Genomic DNA, 16,580 nt, shown 5'->3' on the forward strand with positions numbered 1-16,580 from the left:
GCACCACACCGCTAAAGGCAATTTTTCAAACAAAAAACAAAAAAACCTAATTTTTATTGATACTGTATTGCGCTTGTGTAACGCTTTCAAAAACCGCTTTTAAGTCGGCGATTAAATCTTCAATATCTTCTATTCCAACAGAAAGTCGGACTAAATCTTTAGAAACTCCAGTTAACAATTGATCCTCTTCAGACAATTGCTGATGCGTTGTACTTGCTGGGTGAATAATCAATGATTTTGTATCACCAATATTGGCTAATAATGAGAACAATTTGGTTTCATCGACCACTTTTTTGGCAGCATCAAAACCTCCTTTTAATCCAAAAGTGATAATCCCGCTTTGTCCGGCAGGAAGATATTCCTTGGCTAAATCATAATATTTATTAGTTTTCAAACCTGGATAATTTACCCAAACTACCTCATCTTGTTTCTCTAGCCATTCAGCCAAGGCCAAAGCATTTTCACTGTGTTTTTTAATTCGGATTGGCAAAGTTTCTAATCCCTGAATAATTTGAAAAGCATTAAACGGACTCAAAGCCGCGCCAAAATCACGCAAACCTTCAATTCGTGCTTTTGCAATAAAAGCAGCATTTCCTAAAGCTTCATGATATACTAATCCGTGATATCCTGCCGAAGGCTCTGTAAATTCAGGGAATTTTCCGTTAGACCAGTCAAAAGTTCCGGCATCAATAATGGCACCTCCTAATGAAGTTCCGTTTCCGGCAATATATTTTGTTAAGGAATGAATTACAATATCGGCACCATATTTAATAGGGTTTAATAAATAAGGTGTCGCAACTGTATTATCTACTATAAAAGGCACTTTGAATGCTTTGGCTTCCGCCGAAATTCCTTTTAAATCCAATACATCTAATTTTGGATTTCCTAATGATTCTACAAAGAAAGCTCTCGTATTTTCTTTCGCCGCTTTCGTGAAGTTTTCTGGTTTTGAAGGATCTACAAAAGTGGTTGTAATTCCTAAACGCGGTAAAGTTACATTTAGCAGATTATATGTTCCTCCGTATAAACTGTTTGAAGCCACGATATGATCGCCCGCTCTTAGCAAAGTCAAGAAAGTTGTTGAAATTGCCGATGCTCCAGATGCCGTAACTACAGCTCCAATTCCGCCTTCAAGTGCTGCTAACCGCTGTTCTAAAACATCATTTGTTGGGTTATTTAATCGTGTATAAATAAATCCAGCTTCAGCAAGACCAAATAAATTGGCTGCATGATCAGCATTATTAAATACATATGATGAAGTTTGATAAATTGGCACTGCCCTTGTTCCTGCATTTTTAGTAACATCGTGTCCTGCGTGTAGTGCGTTTGTTGCGAATTTTTGTGTACTCATGATTTCTAATTTTTTAAATATTGTTGATACTATATATAATATTTATGTTGTTTTTTGAAATTGATGCTGAAACTCCTTTAAACAAGAAAACTTTCTTGTTCTTCGAGGTCATACATTTGAAACAATAATGATTTTTGAGTTTTTATATGCTGCTCTGCATTTATTCTGACGACTTCTCTAGTTATGTCTTCTGACTTATTATTGTTTTTTTGAGAATCGTTTCTCAATAAATACTCTATTGCGATTGAATTTAGTGTTTTCATAATTTGAAAATTTAAGTGTTGAAATTAAAAAAGCCCTTTCGGATGGCTACCAAAAGGGCTTTTAGTTCTAACTAAAACCAAGATTTAACTTTTACTTTTGGCAACAGCAAATTGGGATGCACATTTGCATCATCTGACAACACATCATCATATTATTATTTGCTATTGTTTTCATTTATATTAATGTTTGAATTGCTTTTTTAAATTCGACTAATTCGATAGAGTAAATGTAATAAGTATTTATTTAACCACCAAATTAAAAATCAATTTTTCTTACTATTTTTTTTCTTCCTTAATAAAGACAGGCATTTTATTTTAAACTTATCAGTCCATTTATATACTGATATCTTTTTTACCATTTTTCCCTTTTGAGCAAAAAAAAACCTCTGCACTAAGCAGAGGTTCTATATCTATTTTTGAAAAAAATTTACAACAGAGTCTCTGCGGATAGTTCCGGCATCATACAAGACATCATATTGCAAACTGTAAATTTCATTTGTTTCTTTTATTTTAACGAGGCAAAGTTGCGAACTTATTTTTAATCGGCCAAACAAAAAGCAAAATATTTTCTATTGCCCTATCAAATTAGTATGTTACTGTTAAATTTCTGCTTAAAAAAATAAAAAAAGTTGAACTTTAATTTGCAAATCAAAATGGTTTTATACCTTTGCACCCGAATACAGAGGAAAAATTTGAACTGATTGCAACCTCTTCATAATGAAATGGTTCGTTATGAGTGCTGAAAGATTATTTTCAGCAGTAAAAAATGCTAAAGCAGAAACTCTCCTTTAGCCCTTTTTAGCAATTATTTTCCTCGCTTAATTTTAATTTAATACATTATTATGGCTTATTTATTTACGTCAGAATCTGTTAGTGAAGGGCATCCAGACAAAGTTGCAGATCAAATTTCGGATGCATTAATTGACAACTTTTTGGCATTTGACGCTGATTCAAAAGTAGCTTGTGAAACATTAGTTACAACAGGTCAGGTTATTTTAGCAGGTGAAGTTAAATCGAACACTTATCTTGATGTTCAGCAAATTGCACGTGAGGTAATCCGTAAAATTGGATATACTAAAAGTGAATATATGTTTGAAGCGAATTCTTGTGGAATTCTTTCAGCAATTCACGAGCAGTCTGCAGACATTAACCAAGGTGTTGACAGAGCTAAGCCAGAAGAACAAGGCGCAGGAGATCAAGGAATGATGTTTGGTTACGCTACAAACGAAACTGAAAACTTCATGCCATTGGCACTTGATTTATCTCATAAATTATTACAAGAGCTAGCTATTTTAAGACGTGAAAATAAAGAAATCACTTATTTACGTCCAGATGCTAAATCTCAGGTGACTTTAGAATACAGCGACGATAACAAACCAACTCGTATTGATGCAATTGTTATCTCAACTCAACATGATGATTTTGATGAAGAAGCTACAATGCTTGCTAAAATCAAAAAAGATATTATCGAAATCTTGATTCCGAGAATTATCGCTAAAAACCCAACGCACGCTCATTTATTCAACGATAAAATCAACTACCACATTAACCCAACAGGAAAATTCGTTATTGGAGGACCTCACGGAGATACTGGTTTAACAGGAAGAAAAATTATTGTTGATACTTACGGTGGAAAAGGTGCTCACGGTGGTGGTGCATTCTCTGGAAAAGATCCAAGTAAAGTAGATAGAAGTGCTGCTTATGCTACACGTCATATTGCTAAAAACTTAGTTGCTGCAGGTGTTGCTGACGAAATCTTAGTTCAGGTTTCTTACGCAATTGGAGTTGCTGAGCCAATGGGTATTTTCATTGAAACTTATGGAACTTCTAAAGTAAACTTAACTAACGGTGAAATCGCTAAAAAAGTAGAAGCTATTTTTGATATGCGTCCTTACTTTATCGAACAACGTTTAAAATTAAGAAACCCTATTTATAGTGAAACTGCTGCTTACGGACACATGGGTCGTAAACCAGAAACGGTTACTAAAACTTTCTCTGCTCCAGGCGGAAACGAAAAAACAGTTACTGTTGAATTGTTTACATGGGAAAAACTTGATTTTGTTGACCAAGTAAAAGCTGCATTTGGATTGTAATTTTAGACTACTTAGACTAACTTAGATTGTTAGAATTTTAGAATTTTAGACAACTACTTTAATCTTAAACATAAAAAGACCCGATTTCTATTTCTTGAAATCGGGTCTTTTATTTTTATCAAATTTTCTTTTATCTTTCCAATTTTACATTTGGTAATGTTTTAGGACGATTAACATCGTTTGACAAAATCCAGCCCGTACGGTACATCCATTCTGTCATTTTACGCAGTTTTACGTAATCAATATTTTCAGATTCATCCATTGGAGTATGATATTGACTGTGCAGCACACTTGTAAAGAAAACCGCAGGAATTCCTTTTCTTGCATAAGGCAAATGATCTGAACGGAAGTAAAAATACTCCGGATGCTCTGGTCTGTCCCAAAGTTTATCTAAATCAAATTTTGGCCCTTCGTCATTTGCTTTTTTAGCAATTGCTACCAAATCAGATGAATTTTCATGAGGAGAACTAGAACCTAATAAAGCTGCTTGATTTACATTATTTCTACCAATCATATCACCATTTAAAACTGCAATAATATCTTTTTCTGGAACTGTAGGATGCGCCGCATACCATCTCGATCCTAACAAACCACGCTCTTCAGAACCATGAAACACAAATAAAGCAGTTCTTTTTCCTGGCTGTTTTTTATACGCTCTTGCAATTGCGAGCATCGCTACACAAGTACTTGCATTATCATCTGCACCATTATAAATTGAATCTTGACCATATTTTTGACGTACTCCATCGTGATCTTGATGCCCACTAAAAAGGACATATTCATTTTTCAACTTTGGATCAGTTCCTGCAATTGTACCTACGATATTTACAGATGGGTATTTATAGGTTTCCGAAACTACTTCTGTCGATAAAATATCTTTAGTCGTTTTTAAATAGTCTAATTGATCTCCGTGAACCCAAAAAACAGGCATTGTAGCACCTATTTTATCGCGAAAACCTTCAATTCCATAAATTCCTCTTGTCATTTGTGGTTCAACCTGAGACCAGCTTTGTTCTGCTAATTCGTCAGCAACCATAATAAGTGCTACGGCACCTTTTTTTACAACAAGATCATAATATTTATTTCTTACCAATCCTGGATAACGTCTGTCAAAAAGAGAAATATCATCTGCAATTCCTTCTTTTGAAGCTAATAAAACAACCGCTTTTCCTTTAATATCAGCTTTTTCGATTTCTTCTTTTGTTGCTGCTCCTAAATATACTAAGGATCCTTCAACTTTTATGTTCGTCGTTTCTGCAACCAGAACATCTTTCCATAATTTATATTCTTTTTGGCCAATTTTAAACTTTGTATTTGGCGTAACCTGATGTCTGTACATATCAAAAAACTGAAAATACGTTCCATCATCTCCCGCTGGGGCCATTCCGGCTTCTTTAGCCTTATTGGCAAGCCACATCGATACTTTTAATTCATCAAGAGTTCCAGCTTCACGGCCATTAAAGTGGTCGCCGGCCATTTGATACATATCGGTTCTAAGATCTTTATCAGTTATTGCCGAAACTAATGGTTTTTTAACTGCCTGTGCAAAAGTCACTGCGCTAGAGGCAAGTAAAACAAGGATCAATTTGTTTTTCATACATTTTAATTTTATAATCCAAACTTAATCAATTCAAGGCAAAAACGTTGATTTTTTAACATCAAAAACAGAGAATAGCAACGATTATTAAATAAAAATGGCTGTCAATACTGACAGCCATTGCATTTTTCACAACTATTAAATCTTAATAGGTTCCGTTTTGCATTTTGATTAAAGTCTCTTTAATATCAGCTGCAGTTTCTGGTTCTGTCACAGCATTTACAAATTTAACCGCCAAGGTTTGTGTTTCGATTGCTTTTTGCTTCTGACCGTCTTTGTAGTACAATTGTGCCAGAGTATCTAAATAGTACGAATTGTTCTTGGTTACAACTAAACTATATTCAGACCATTTAATAGCTTCCTTTAAAAAATTAGCATTTTGCGGCTGCAGCACTACTGACCATGCTGCGTTATTGCAAAGATTAGAATGATACTCTTTAAAAGAATTCCATCCATCGTATGCATATGGAGAAGTTGGATCTAAAGCCGAATACATTGTATCTAATTTTTCGATTGGATTAGATGTTGTCAAATTAGAATTAAAATAAGTGCTGAACTCTTTTAAGAAATCAACATTAGATGCCTCTGCATCTTCTGTATTGTTTAAATATTGAAAATAATTGCTGTACGATTCAAAATTTCCTTTTCCTAAAGCAATTATCTTTTTATAAATTGAGATATTCTTATCCTTATTTATATCGGCAGAAGATTTATCTTGAGCAATATAGGTATTAGACTGCAATGCTGCTGAAATTTCAGAAATTACATTTCCTAAATTGTGCACTTCACCTTCCTTAGTATTGAATTCTGCGCGGTTGTTTTCAATTTCTTCGGAATGTTTTAGCAGATAATCAATTGCTAAAAAATCAGTATCATTAAGGATTCTGTCTTCGTTAAAAAGCTGTTTTGTAAATCCTTGATTTTTGATTTCTTTTACAATCGTTTCGACTAGATACATGTCTGGCTTTTTATCTTTTTGATGTGCTTCAATCAAGTTTTTCCAAGTCTGTGCAACTGTTTTTTTATCTAGAGAAGTCTTGCTCATTACAAATTCCTTAGAGTTTGGATCTTCCACTGGAGAATCATAATCGTATGAAATCTCTAAAACCGCAGCTCTATTAAAAGCTCTAATCAAATCTGCATCTGTTGCTTTTTTATTTTTGAAGATCTTGTCAATATAAACGAAAGCATTTGCACGTTGCAGTTTTTTATAAAAATCACCGTAATAACCAAATTGATAACTCTGATCTAATAAATCAGATTTTGAAGTTGCTAAAATATCGCCCTCTCCATTTAAAACTACTATACTTGGATCATTTGTTATCTTGTTATTTTTGAGCCATTTTTTATCATCGGCGCCAGCCAAATAATAATTGTAAACATCATAAACCGGATTGTAGCCATCATACATATTATATCCAGTTTGCGTTTCTTGATCTTTTATAAAGGCATCAAAATTTTCTTTTCCTAAAGTTTTATTGTTATTGGTATAAAGTGCTAAAAATTTGATTTTTGATTCTTTTGTGGCAGATAATGCATTTTTTAAATTGTTTTCGATTTTAAATTTAAAATCATATTGTGAAGGAACCGCAGGAGGATCAACTGTATAATCTCCAACAGCAGTACTATCCACCGGACTTCCAAGCGAACCAAAATCTTCCGATGCCAAAACCACTTCTTTGCCTGGATAAGTCCAATTTGAAATTATTTGGTTTTCAACAGGAATTACTTTTTTTGCTTTTTCTGGCTGAGGATTTTTTTCATTTAAAAACACCAAAGGATTTTTGCCTGCAGATTCAGAAATCTTTAATTCATTTGTTTTTCTGTCAAAATATCCGCCAATTTTCAAATCGCCAACTGCATACTCATAATTGACTGTTACTTCAGAAACGTCCTTTGGCAATGCATATTTACAGACAGTGCTTTTACCATCATAATCTTCATAGACCAAGTATAAGTAGTCTGTTTTTTCAATTTCAAATTCTAAATCTGTTTTTTCCCAATTCGGATCTGTTTTTGTTTTGATATCAGAAAGTCTTTGGTAAACAACATCTTCAGAACCCTTTTGTGTACCTATATAAGTGGAATAATAAGACGAATCTGGAAACTTAATTTTTATTTTTTTTGCCTTTTTATCGAATACATAAGCAAGATCAAAATTACTTTCAGATTTTTCTTTTTTAACAAATAACAACGAATCTCCTTTTATCACATAATCACCACTATAAAAAACAAGCTCAAATTTATTATCATCTAATAAATTTAATTTAATCTTTTCTCCTTTATTTGTTGATATATAAGTTCCTTTTTCTATTCCTTTGGTTTGAGAAACAGAAACAAAAATTCCAGAAAATACGAGCAATAAACTCCAAATAAAATTACGCATGATTATTATTTTTTGTGGTAATAATTAAGCGTAAAGATATTTGTTTAAAATGAAATACAATACCTAAATATTATAATTTGCAATTAAAATACTACAAATTATATTTCATTGAAAAGATGATATAACGGGGCTGAACAGTGTATTGTGAAACTCGTGTAGAAAACTGCGAGAAGCTGTCATCGTTAAGATAAGTTGTATTTAACAAATTCGTCGCCGATACTTTATATTCCCATTTGCTGTCTTTTTTCTGATAGACTAAACTGGCACTTAAAAAGTCATATTCGTTATCAACCGTTTTGTCGCCATTATAATAATGGTAGAATTCATACTCAGAAACAAATGAAAAACTGTTCCAGAAATAATAATCTAATCTCGCAAAAGGCTTGTCTGTATAATAAGTCGAACCGCTGTATTGATTAATTAAGGCATTATATCCAAGCTCTAAATTGGGTAAGTTTTTATAATTTGTTGCTGCTTTTACGGTGTAACTTTGGGTAAAACTTTCTGTTGTTGACAAAACATTATTCTGAATATTATTGAATTTTGACCAATTCAAACTTGCAGTTGCCGATGCTTTATAATTCTTTAAAAAAGAACGTCCGTAACTTCCCATGCCGCTTAGCGTTTCATCGGCCAAATTAGAATTGTATGGAACAGAAGACTGATTAATTCCGTCAAAGTTTGCTTTCGTTTTTATGGCATCCACTTTTTTAGTGTATGTTGCGTTTGCAAAAATATTTTCAAAATTGAACATATTGTATTTAAAATAACGAAGCGAGTGTACTTGTGAAGTTGCATTTTCTAAAAAACGATTTCCTCTGAACAAACTGCTGTAATCAGACAAAACATAACCCGCCGCAAGCTGATTAATATCGGTAAAATCATTTGACAATGAGAAATTATAAGTCAGTGTTTCTGATTTTTTGATTTGATACAAAGCAAAGAAATCAGGTAAAACTTTTGTAAAACTTTGCGAATAATCTGTTCCCAGCTGCCCGTTTGTCATTTGGTAAGAATGTAAACTTACTCCCGGCGTCAAAGTAAACTTTCCAGTCAATATTTTATAATGAAATCCTAAAAAAGCGTCATTGAATCTATAATCTACGTCATTATTATTTTCTGCTGCATTCAAATCATTTTTATCTCCGTTGTCCAGCATCTGAAAAATATGCGAATTAAAATTTTGGTACGAATAGGTGTTTCCTAAAGTAACATTGAAATTGCTTTTTGGCGTTACCATATAATAGTAATCCAGTTTTGCATCCACTTTATTTGTCTTTACAAAACGGTCCTGATTCAAATCATTACGATTTTGCCCTGAAATATATCCCGCCAAATCAAAAGGCTGTGAACGAAGATTGGCATTATAAAACGGATTTTCGTCCTGATATAAATGCTGCATTTCAAAAGCAAAAATATTCTTCTCGCTTTGTGTATAATACAAGCTTAAATTTTGATTTACTGATGTTGGATCCTGCTTTTTTTGAGTCAAAATAGTTTCCAGTGAAGAAACATTATTTACAACCGATTCACGAAGCAAATCAGTATCTTCATCTTGTTTTGATAATTTGGTTAAGATGTCATAATCAAACTGAAATTTATCATTTGGTTTATACGTTGAACTTAATTTAAAAAGCCCCAAATTATTTTTTTGATGTGTGTTTTCATCACGTTTCTGCTGATCGCCTGAGTCTAAAATCGTTGTCTGCGATTTGGTTTCTAAATCTGTTTTTGAAGTGGAAAGAATTCCGAAACCACTAATATTCCATGTTTTTGTAACCGAATAAGCAAAATTAGTCGCACCAAATTTTGTTTCAATTTCTTTAGCCCGATTGTTTCTTAAAATTGAAATTCCTATATCATTTGACGAAACGTTAAAATTGCTTCCGCCTTTTTTCATCATATTTTTGAAACCTCCCGTAAATTTGAAATAATCCTGTGCAGTCAAAGGCAATTCGCCAATATTATTGAAATTCGTAATTAAATTAATGCTGTATTTTGGACTGTAATAAAATAATTTCGGATTAATAACATAACGGCTGTCAAGTTCTGCAACGCCTACTCCGGCAGTAACATCTCCAAACCAAAAGTTCTTTTTACCCGATTTCAGCTTGATATTCATAGCAACATTATCCTGATCATTTTCAAGGCCTTTTAGCTGACTAACTTCATTGTAATTTCTTAAAACCTGAATTTTATCAATCGCATCAGCTGGAATGTTTTTAACGCCTAGTTTAGTATCTCCGTCAAAAAAATCTTTGCCTTCAACCATTAATTTGCTGACTTTTTTCCCTTCAACCTCAATTTCACCATCAGCATTTACCTCGACGCCAGGCAATTTTTTCAAGACATCTTCCAGCTTTTTTTCTGTTCCAGATTTAAAGGAATCAGCATTGTAAACAATGGTATCGCCTTTTATTGAAACCGGCATTTCACGCACAATTTCAACACCTTCAAGTTCAATTCCCGCGCCGTCCATAACAATATTCTGAACGAAATTTTCTGTATTGGTTGAAATTGCTATTTCTTTAGATTTCATTCCAAGATAACTCACCTTAATTGTATAGGAAGTGTTTGGCTTTAAAGTCAGCTGAAACTTTCCCTTATCGTTTGTAATACCATAGGAATCCATTGCTTTGGTTCCGTTATTAACAGCCATAATATTAGCCATTTCCAACGGATTTTTCTGTTCGTCCTGAATAACGCCGTCAAATCGGACACTTTGTGCAAAAGATATCGAGGTCATTAAAAAAATGACATAAAAAAGTAGATTTTTCATGGAGAAAACTAAAAGATGATTTGCTTACAATTATCGTCTGATCATTACTGGGCCACCACCTGGACCGCCTTCACGACCACGGTTCATTTCTCTAAACTCTTCCATTTTTTTGATTACTGTTTCATCGTAATCTTTCTGAGAAATTGTTTTTCCTTTTGTAGGTGCTTTTATTTCAACTTTATCTTTGGCATTCAAAACAATTTTTGAACATAAAATAGTTGTTCTTCCATCATTTACTTCCAAAATCAAACCTGGAAGACCCCAATAAGTTTCTGGACCTTGGCTAACCGGAATTTCTGGAGAATACCAAGCTGTTATAATAATTTCTTTAGGAATTTCGAAGTTATCCTGAAAGTTAGTTTTGGTTTCGCCAGAAGTTTTCTTAGCGTCGTCTTTTTTCTCTTCAGGTTTTTTATCACTGTCGCTTTTTGGTCTGAAATTTCTAAAATCAGTTTTACTTGCTTCCTTAACAGCTGTTGCTTTGTAGCAAGTATAACCGCCAATTTGCTTAGTTTCAGATTCCATTTTCCAGTTTAGTTTTGGCAAAGAATCAATTACTAAAAACTCTTTCCCCATAAATTCTTTATCAACCGTATACGACTTGCTTTTTACATCTTTATAAAAAGTGCCTCCGCCTCCCATAAACGAATTCATCATAATACGCATACCACCTTGCTGTTGTCCAGGAGCATCGAGCTTTTCTTCTTCTTTATAAATTGAAGCCGATTTATCAAAATTTAAAATAAAGGTTTTTTCCAGCATTTTTTTCATTCGCTCTTCCATGTTTTTTTGCATTTCGGGCGTAATGTCTCGGTTTCCCGGACGCATTCCGTCAAGTTTAGGCGCTTGTGTTTTTGACTCATAAACGGCCATTCCCTGAAAATCTTTCTGTGCCTGCATCTGAGTAAACACAAGCATTAAAGACATATAAAAAATCACTTTTTTCATTTTCATTTTATTTTAAATTGAGCAAATTGTATAAAACGTACATCCAAATGTATCATTAATTTTAAAATACTAAAAATATAATATATCAATGCTTCTAACACATAGACAGAACGCTCTATTGTTTAGACTATTACGATTGAGAAAGGTTTAAATGGCAAAAACAGCAAAATCTGCTCTTTTTAAATATTTATAATAAGGTTTTTTGTAATTTGGCGCGACCGAAACCCAAAAAAACCATGACTAAAACAGCAATAAATATTTTATTTTTTCTTTTAATTGCTGTTATTCCGACCGTTCTTTCGGCACAAAATCCAAAAATAAATGCAACTCAAATTTCTCATTTAAGCAATACTGCTGATGAATATTTAGGTCAAGATTCATTCGGATTTAGTTATCAGATCAGCAATAATATTTTTAGTAAATTTAAAGGAAATGAAGTTTTTGAATATAAAAATGTTTCTTTAGGAAGAATCACAAAAACTGACTTACAAAATCCGCTGAAAATAGTTTTGTATTATGAAGATTTCAATACTGTTGTTTTACTAGATAATCAGTTGAATAAAATTACCGAAATCAATTTTTCATTAAATTCTACTCCAATTGTCGTAAGCGCAATTGGCATGTCAACTCAAAATCAATTATGGATTTACAATGCACTGAACCAGCAAATTGGACTGTTTGATTATTTAAAAAATGAATACAAAACGGTTTCTATTCCATTGACGGATTCTATTAAATATTACCAGACCGATTTTAATACTTTTTATTGGATTGATAAAAAAAACAACTGGTATTCATGCGATATTTTTGGAAAAACCACAAGCCTTGGAAATGTATCAGATTTTGATAAAATCGAAATAATTGATGCTCAAAAATATATTTTCAGCAAAGGTAATCTGTTGTATTTAAGGAACATTAGCAAAGAGAAAACCACTATAATTTCGGAAATTGAAATTTTAGAAAAATCGTTTGACAATTTCTATTACAAAGACCAAATTTTATCTATTTTTACAGCTAAAGAAATTGTAAATTATAAAATCGTAACACCGTAATGCACATAGCAATAGCAGGAAATATCGGCGCAGGAAAAACCACCTTGACCAAATTATTAGCCAAACACTTTAAATGGGAACCTCATTATGAAGATGTGGTTGATAATCCATATTTAGACGATTTTTACCACCAAATGGAGCGTTGGTCATTTAATTTACAAATCTATTTCTTGAATAGTCGTTTCCGTCAGGTGCAGCAAATTCGCGAAAGCGGTAAAAAAATCATTCAGGACAGAACGATTTACGAAGATGCTTATATTTTTGCCCCCAATTTATATTCGATGGGATTGATGACAAGCCGTGATTTCGAAAATTATACTTCTTTATTTGAATTGATGGAATCACTGGTAAAAGCTCCAGATTTATTGATTTATTTAAGAAGTTCTATCCCGAATTTAGTGGGACAAATTCACAAGCGCGGACGCGAGTACGAAAACTCCATTTCTATTGATTATTTAAGCCGATTAAACGAAAGATATGAAGCTTGGATTCAGACTTATACTAAAGGAAAGCTATTAATTATTGATGTTGACAACATTAATTTTGTCGACAATCCTGAAGATTTAGGAAACATCATTAATAGAATCGATGCTGAATTAAACGGATTGTTTTAAACACAATTTACTTGATATAAAAAATGCCTCTAAAATTATTTAGAGGCATTTTCTATTTTTTTTTAAATATTTTCTTACATTTATTGCGAATAAATAAATTTCCCTATTTGGGAAAAATCATTACATTTGTAAAAGTAATTATGAGAATAATAGCAAAAAGGACACTGCAAAATTTTTGGGAAAGATTTCCAAATTCTAAACAACAGCTTTTGGCTTGGTATCAAGTTTTTGATAAAAATAATTTTGCAAATTCTAACGTTATAAAATCTTCTTTTGGTACTGCAGATTTTGTAGGCAATAATAAAGTAGTCTTCAATATTTGCGGTAATCACTATCGCTTGATTGTTAAAATAAATTACGACACACAAATTGTGTATATTCTTTTTATTGGAACACATAGTGAATATGATAATTTAAAAGATATTAAAAATTTATAAGATGAATATAAAGCCTATAAAAACAGAACAAGACTACAATTTAGCATTAGAAAGAGTCAATTTAATTTTTGATGCTAAACCTAACTCTATTGAAGCTGATGAGCTAGATATATTAGTAACTCTTATAGAAAAATACGAACAAATTCATTTTCCAATTCCAGAACCTGATCCTATAGAAGCTATAAAATTCATGATGGAACAAAATGGATTAACTGATGCTGATTTAGGAATTATTCTAAACAGCCGTTCAAGAGTATCGGAATTATTTAACCGAAAAAGAGCCCTAACAATAAAACAAATCAGAGTTTTAACTGAAGCTCTTCATATTCCGGCTTCAACTTTAATCAAAGAATATAGTTTAAATCAATAAAAAATGCCTCTAAAATTATTTAGAGGCATTTTTATTTCTAAAAACTTTGCAAAGTTTAAAACTTTGACAAAGCTTTCAAATTATTCTTATTTTACAGCTTCAATCTTAGCTTTTACTTCAGCTTCAGTTCCTTCATAAACTTCAGTTGTTGTTTTACCATTTTCTGTTTTTGTAACTGTTCCAATGGTTTTTCCATTTTCATTTTTCAATTCAATACGAACCGCTTTTTTCTCGTATTTGCTTGTGTCAAAACAATCTGTTTTTTGGTGAACAAATTTTCCGTTTGCATCATAATGTGCTAAGCATTTAGCAGTTTCTTCTACCGTGCAACCTTTTTCTTTGCACATTTTAGCGCATTCTTCTTTAGTCATTCCAGACAAATCACCACATTTAGAAACACCACCGGCATGCACTTCTGTTTTAACACAGCAAGATCCTTTTTCTGCCATCCCTGAAGACGAATGTCCATCACCTAAAATTGGCGCAACAACCAACCCAATCAAACAAGTCAGTTTAATTAAAATGTTCATTGATGGCCCAGAAGTATCTTTGAACGGATCTCCAACTGTATCTCCAGTTACTGCAGCTTTATGCGCATCAGAACCTTTATAAGTCATTTCGCCGTTGATCATTACTCCAGCTTCAAAAGATTTTTTAGCATTGTCCCAAGCACCTCCCGCATTGTTCTGAAAAACTGCCCAAAGTACTCCAGAAACCGTAACTCCAGCCATATATCCTCCTAACATTTCAGCAATTAGCTGATTATTATCTGAATAAACCAATTTACCTAAAAGCACAATTGCAATTGGAAAACCAATAGTCAAAATTCCTGGAAGCATCATTTCACGTAATGCTGCTTTTGTAGAAATTTCAACACATTTACCGTATTCTGGTTTTCCAGTTCCTTCCATAATTCCTGGAATTTCTTTGAACTGACGACGCACTTCATAAACCATATCCATAGCTGCTTTTCCAACAGAATTCATCGCTAAAGCTGAGAAAACTACCGGAATCATTCCGCCCACAAATAACATGGCTAAAACTGGCGCTTTAAAAATATTAATTCCGTCAATTCCTGTAAACGTTACATACGCAGCAAATAAAGCCAATGAAGTTAAAGCTGCAGATGCGATTGCAAATCCTTTTCCAGTTGCAGCAGTTGTATTTCCAACTGAATCTAAAATATCTGTTCTGGTACGAACTTCTTTTGGTAATTCGCTCATTTCAGCGATTCCTCCAGCATTATCAGAAATTGGCCCGAAAGCATCAATTGCTAATTGCATTGCAGTCGTAGCCATCATTGCCGAAGCAGCAAGCGCCACTCCATAAAATCCTGCCAAAGCATAAGAAATCCAAATTGCTCCTGCAAACAACAAGACAGTTGGGAAAGTAGAAATCATTCCCGTTGCCAAACCTGCAATAACGTTTGTTCCTGCTCCTGTTGAAGATTTTTGAACAATTGCCATAACTGGTTTTGTCCCTAATCCTGTATAATATTCTGTTACAGATGAAATAGCTCCACCCACAACTAATCCGACTAAAGTAGCATAGAAAACACGTAATGAAGAAATTTGCTGTGCACCTTCTCCAAAAAATTCCATTGTCATTACTTCTGGCAACATGTGTTGCACTAAAAAGTAGCAAGCAATCGCTGTTAAACCAATAGAAACCCAGTTACCTATATTTAATGCTTTTTGAACTTGAGCTTCTTTAGCATTATCATCTGAAATTTTTACTAGCATTGTTCCAATAATTGAAAACAAGATTCCGAAACCAGCAATTGACATCGGAAGTAAAATTGGTCCAATTCCTCCAAAAGCATCATTAATGCTTCCGCCCATATCTTTTATAACATAATTCCCAAGAACCATTGCTGCTAAAACTGTCGCCACATAAGATCCAAATAAATCAGCTCCCATACCTGCAACGTCACCAACGTTATCGCCCACGTTATCAGCGATTGTTGCTGGATTACGAGGATCATCTTCTGGAATTCCCGCTTCAACTTTACCCACTAAATCTGCTCCAACGTCAGCAGCTTTGGTATAAATTCCGCCTCCAACTCTGGCAAACAATGCAATAGATTCTGCACCAAGAGAAAACCCAGCTAAAGTTTCTAAAACAACTGTCATTGTTTCAGTATCTTTCCAAACGCCACCAGATAATAAATTAAAGAAAATTATAAAAAAAGCTGTTAAGCCTAAAACTGCTAATCCTGCAACACCAAGCCCCATTACAGTTCCTCCGCCAAAAGAAACTTTCAAAGCTTGAGGTAAACTTGTACGTGCTGCTTGCGTTGTTCTAACGTTTGTTTTGGTCGCGATTTTCATTCCTATGTTTCCTGCATAAGCTGAAAATAACGCTCCAAAAATGAATGCAATTACTATAAATAAATGTGTTTTTACTCCCGGAATAAAAGTAATTCCTGCTAAAGCTATGCTCGCAACAATTACAAAGATGGTCAATAGTTTATATTCGGCTTTTAGGAAGGCTAAGGCTCCTTCGTAGATGTAATCTGAAATCTCTTTCATCTTACCGTCTCCGGCATCTTGTTTTAAAACCCAAGTCCTTTTTATTCCCATGAAAAGTAATCCTAAAACTGCCATAACTATTGGCAGGTAAATCATAAATGCATTCATAATATTTTAATGGTTTTGGTTAATAGTCAACAATCTAACTGAAACGAATTT

The 16,580-nt window shown here is 33.3% G+C and carries 12 protein-coding genes; 5 read left to right on the top strand and 7 right to left on the bottom strand.

The window, feature by feature from the left end; genetic code table 11:
* Nucleotides 1–46 precede the first annotated feature (46 nt).
* Together EV145_RS00525 and EV145_RS00530 are read right to left on the bottom strand one after the other, a co-directional pair.
* The gene (locus EV145_RS00525; protein ID WP_133523298.1) at nt 47–1,351 is read right to left on the bottom strand and encodes an O-acetylhomoserine aminocarboxypropyltransferase/cysteine synthase family protein; all 1,305 of its coding nucleotides are present in this window, start codon (nt 1,349–1,351) and stop codon (nt 47–49) included.
* A gap of 77 nt (nt 1,352–1,428) precedes the next feature.
* Nucleotides 1,429–1,614, bottom strand: a complete 186-nt coding sequence (locus EV145_RS00530; protein ID WP_133523299.1) for a hypothetical protein — start codon at nt 1,612–1,614, stop codon at nt 1,429–1,431.
* A gap of 842 nt (nt 1,615–2,456) precedes the next feature.
* On the opposite strand from EV145_RS00530, the gene metK reads away from it, so the two are divergent.
* Nucleotides 2,457–3,707, top strand: coding sequence for a methionine adenosyltransferase (gene metK / locus EV145_RS00535; RefSeq protein ID WP_133523300.1), 1,251 nt, complete (start codon nt 2,457–2,459; stop codon nt 3,705–3,707).
* Nucleotides 3,708–3,837: 130 nt separating this feature from the next.
* Here metK and EV145_RS00540 read toward each other — a convergent pair whose 3' ends face one another.
* The 4 genes from EV145_RS00540 to EV145_RS00555 form a co-directional block, all read right to left on the bottom strand.
* A complete protein-coding gene (locus tag EV145_RS00540; protein WP_133523301.1) occupies nt 3,838–5,304 on the bottom strand; it encodes a M28 family metallopeptidase in 1,467 nt (488 codons plus the stop codon).
* 145 nt (nt 5,305–5,449) lie between these two features.
* Nucleotides 5,450–7,690: a hypothetical protein gene (locus EV145_RS00545; RefSeq protein WP_133523302.1), complete on the bottom strand. Its 2,241-nt coding sequence runs from the start codon at nt 7,688–7,690 to the stop codon at nt 5,450–5,452.
* Between the two features lie 91 nt (nt 7,691–7,781).
* The gene (locus EV145_RS00550) at nt 7,782–10,469 is read right to left on the bottom strand and encodes a carboxypeptidase-like regulatory domain-containing protein (RefSeq protein ID WP_133523303.1); all 2,688 of its coding nucleotides are present in this window, start codon (nt 10,467–10,469) and stop codon (nt 7,782–7,784) included.
* 30 nt (nt 10,470–10,499) lie between these two features.
* Nucleotides 10,500–11,417, bottom strand: coding sequence for a GLPGLI family protein (locus EV145_RS00555; RefSeq protein WP_133523304.1), 918 nt, complete (start codon nt 11,415–11,417; stop codon nt 10,500–10,502).
* Nucleotides 11,418–11,653: 236 nt separating this feature from the next.
* Here EV145_RS00555 and EV145_RS00560 point away from each other — a divergent pair, with 236 nt between their 5' ends.
* The 4 genes from EV145_RS00560 (at nt 11,654) to EV145_RS00575 (ending at nt 13,890) form a co-directional block, all read left to right on the top strand.
* Nucleotides 11,654–12,469: a hypothetical protein gene (locus tag EV145_RS00560; protein WP_133523305.1), complete on the top strand. Its 816-nt coding sequence runs from the start codon at nt 11,654–11,656 to the stop codon at nt 12,467–12,469.
* The gene (locus tag EV145_RS00565) at nt 12,469–13,083 is read left to right on the top strand and encodes a deoxynucleoside kinase (RefSeq protein WP_089052568.1); all 615 of its coding nucleotides are present in this window, start codon (nt 12,469–12,471) and stop codon (nt 13,081–13,083) included. The genes EV145_RS00560 and EV145_RS00565 overlap by 1 nt, the downstream gene beginning before the upstream one ends.
* Before the next feature lie 107 nt (nt 13,084–13,190).
* Complete coding sequence (locus tag EV145_RS00570) at nt 13,191–13,520, top strand: type II toxin-antitoxin system HigB family toxin (protein ID WP_243739181.1); 330 nt, start codon at nt 13,191–13,193, stop codon at nt 13,518–13,520.
* 1 nt (nt 13,521) lies between these two features.
* On the top strand, nt 13,522–13,890 hold the full coding sequence (locus tag EV145_RS00575) for a type II toxin-antitoxin system HigA family antitoxin (protein ID WP_133523307.1): 369 nt from the start codon (nt 13,522–13,524) through the stop codon (nt 13,888–13,890).
* Between the two features lie 86 nt (nt 13,891–13,976).
* On the opposite strand, the gene EV145_RS00580 is transcribed toward EV145_RS00575, so the two are convergent.
* The gene (locus EV145_RS00580; RefSeq protein WP_133523308.1) at nt 13,977–16,529 is read right to left on the bottom strand and encodes a sodium-translocating pyrophosphatase; all 2,553 of its coding nucleotides are present in this window, start codon (nt 16,527–16,529) and stop codon (nt 13,977–13,979) included.
* Between the last annotated feature and the right edge of the window lie 51 nt (nt 16,530–16,580).

Origin of the sequence: Flavobacterium sp. 245, assembly GCF_004362055.1 — a bacterium.
GTDB lineage: Bacteria > Bacteroidota > Bacteroidia > Flavobacteriales > Flavobacteriaceae > Flavobacterium.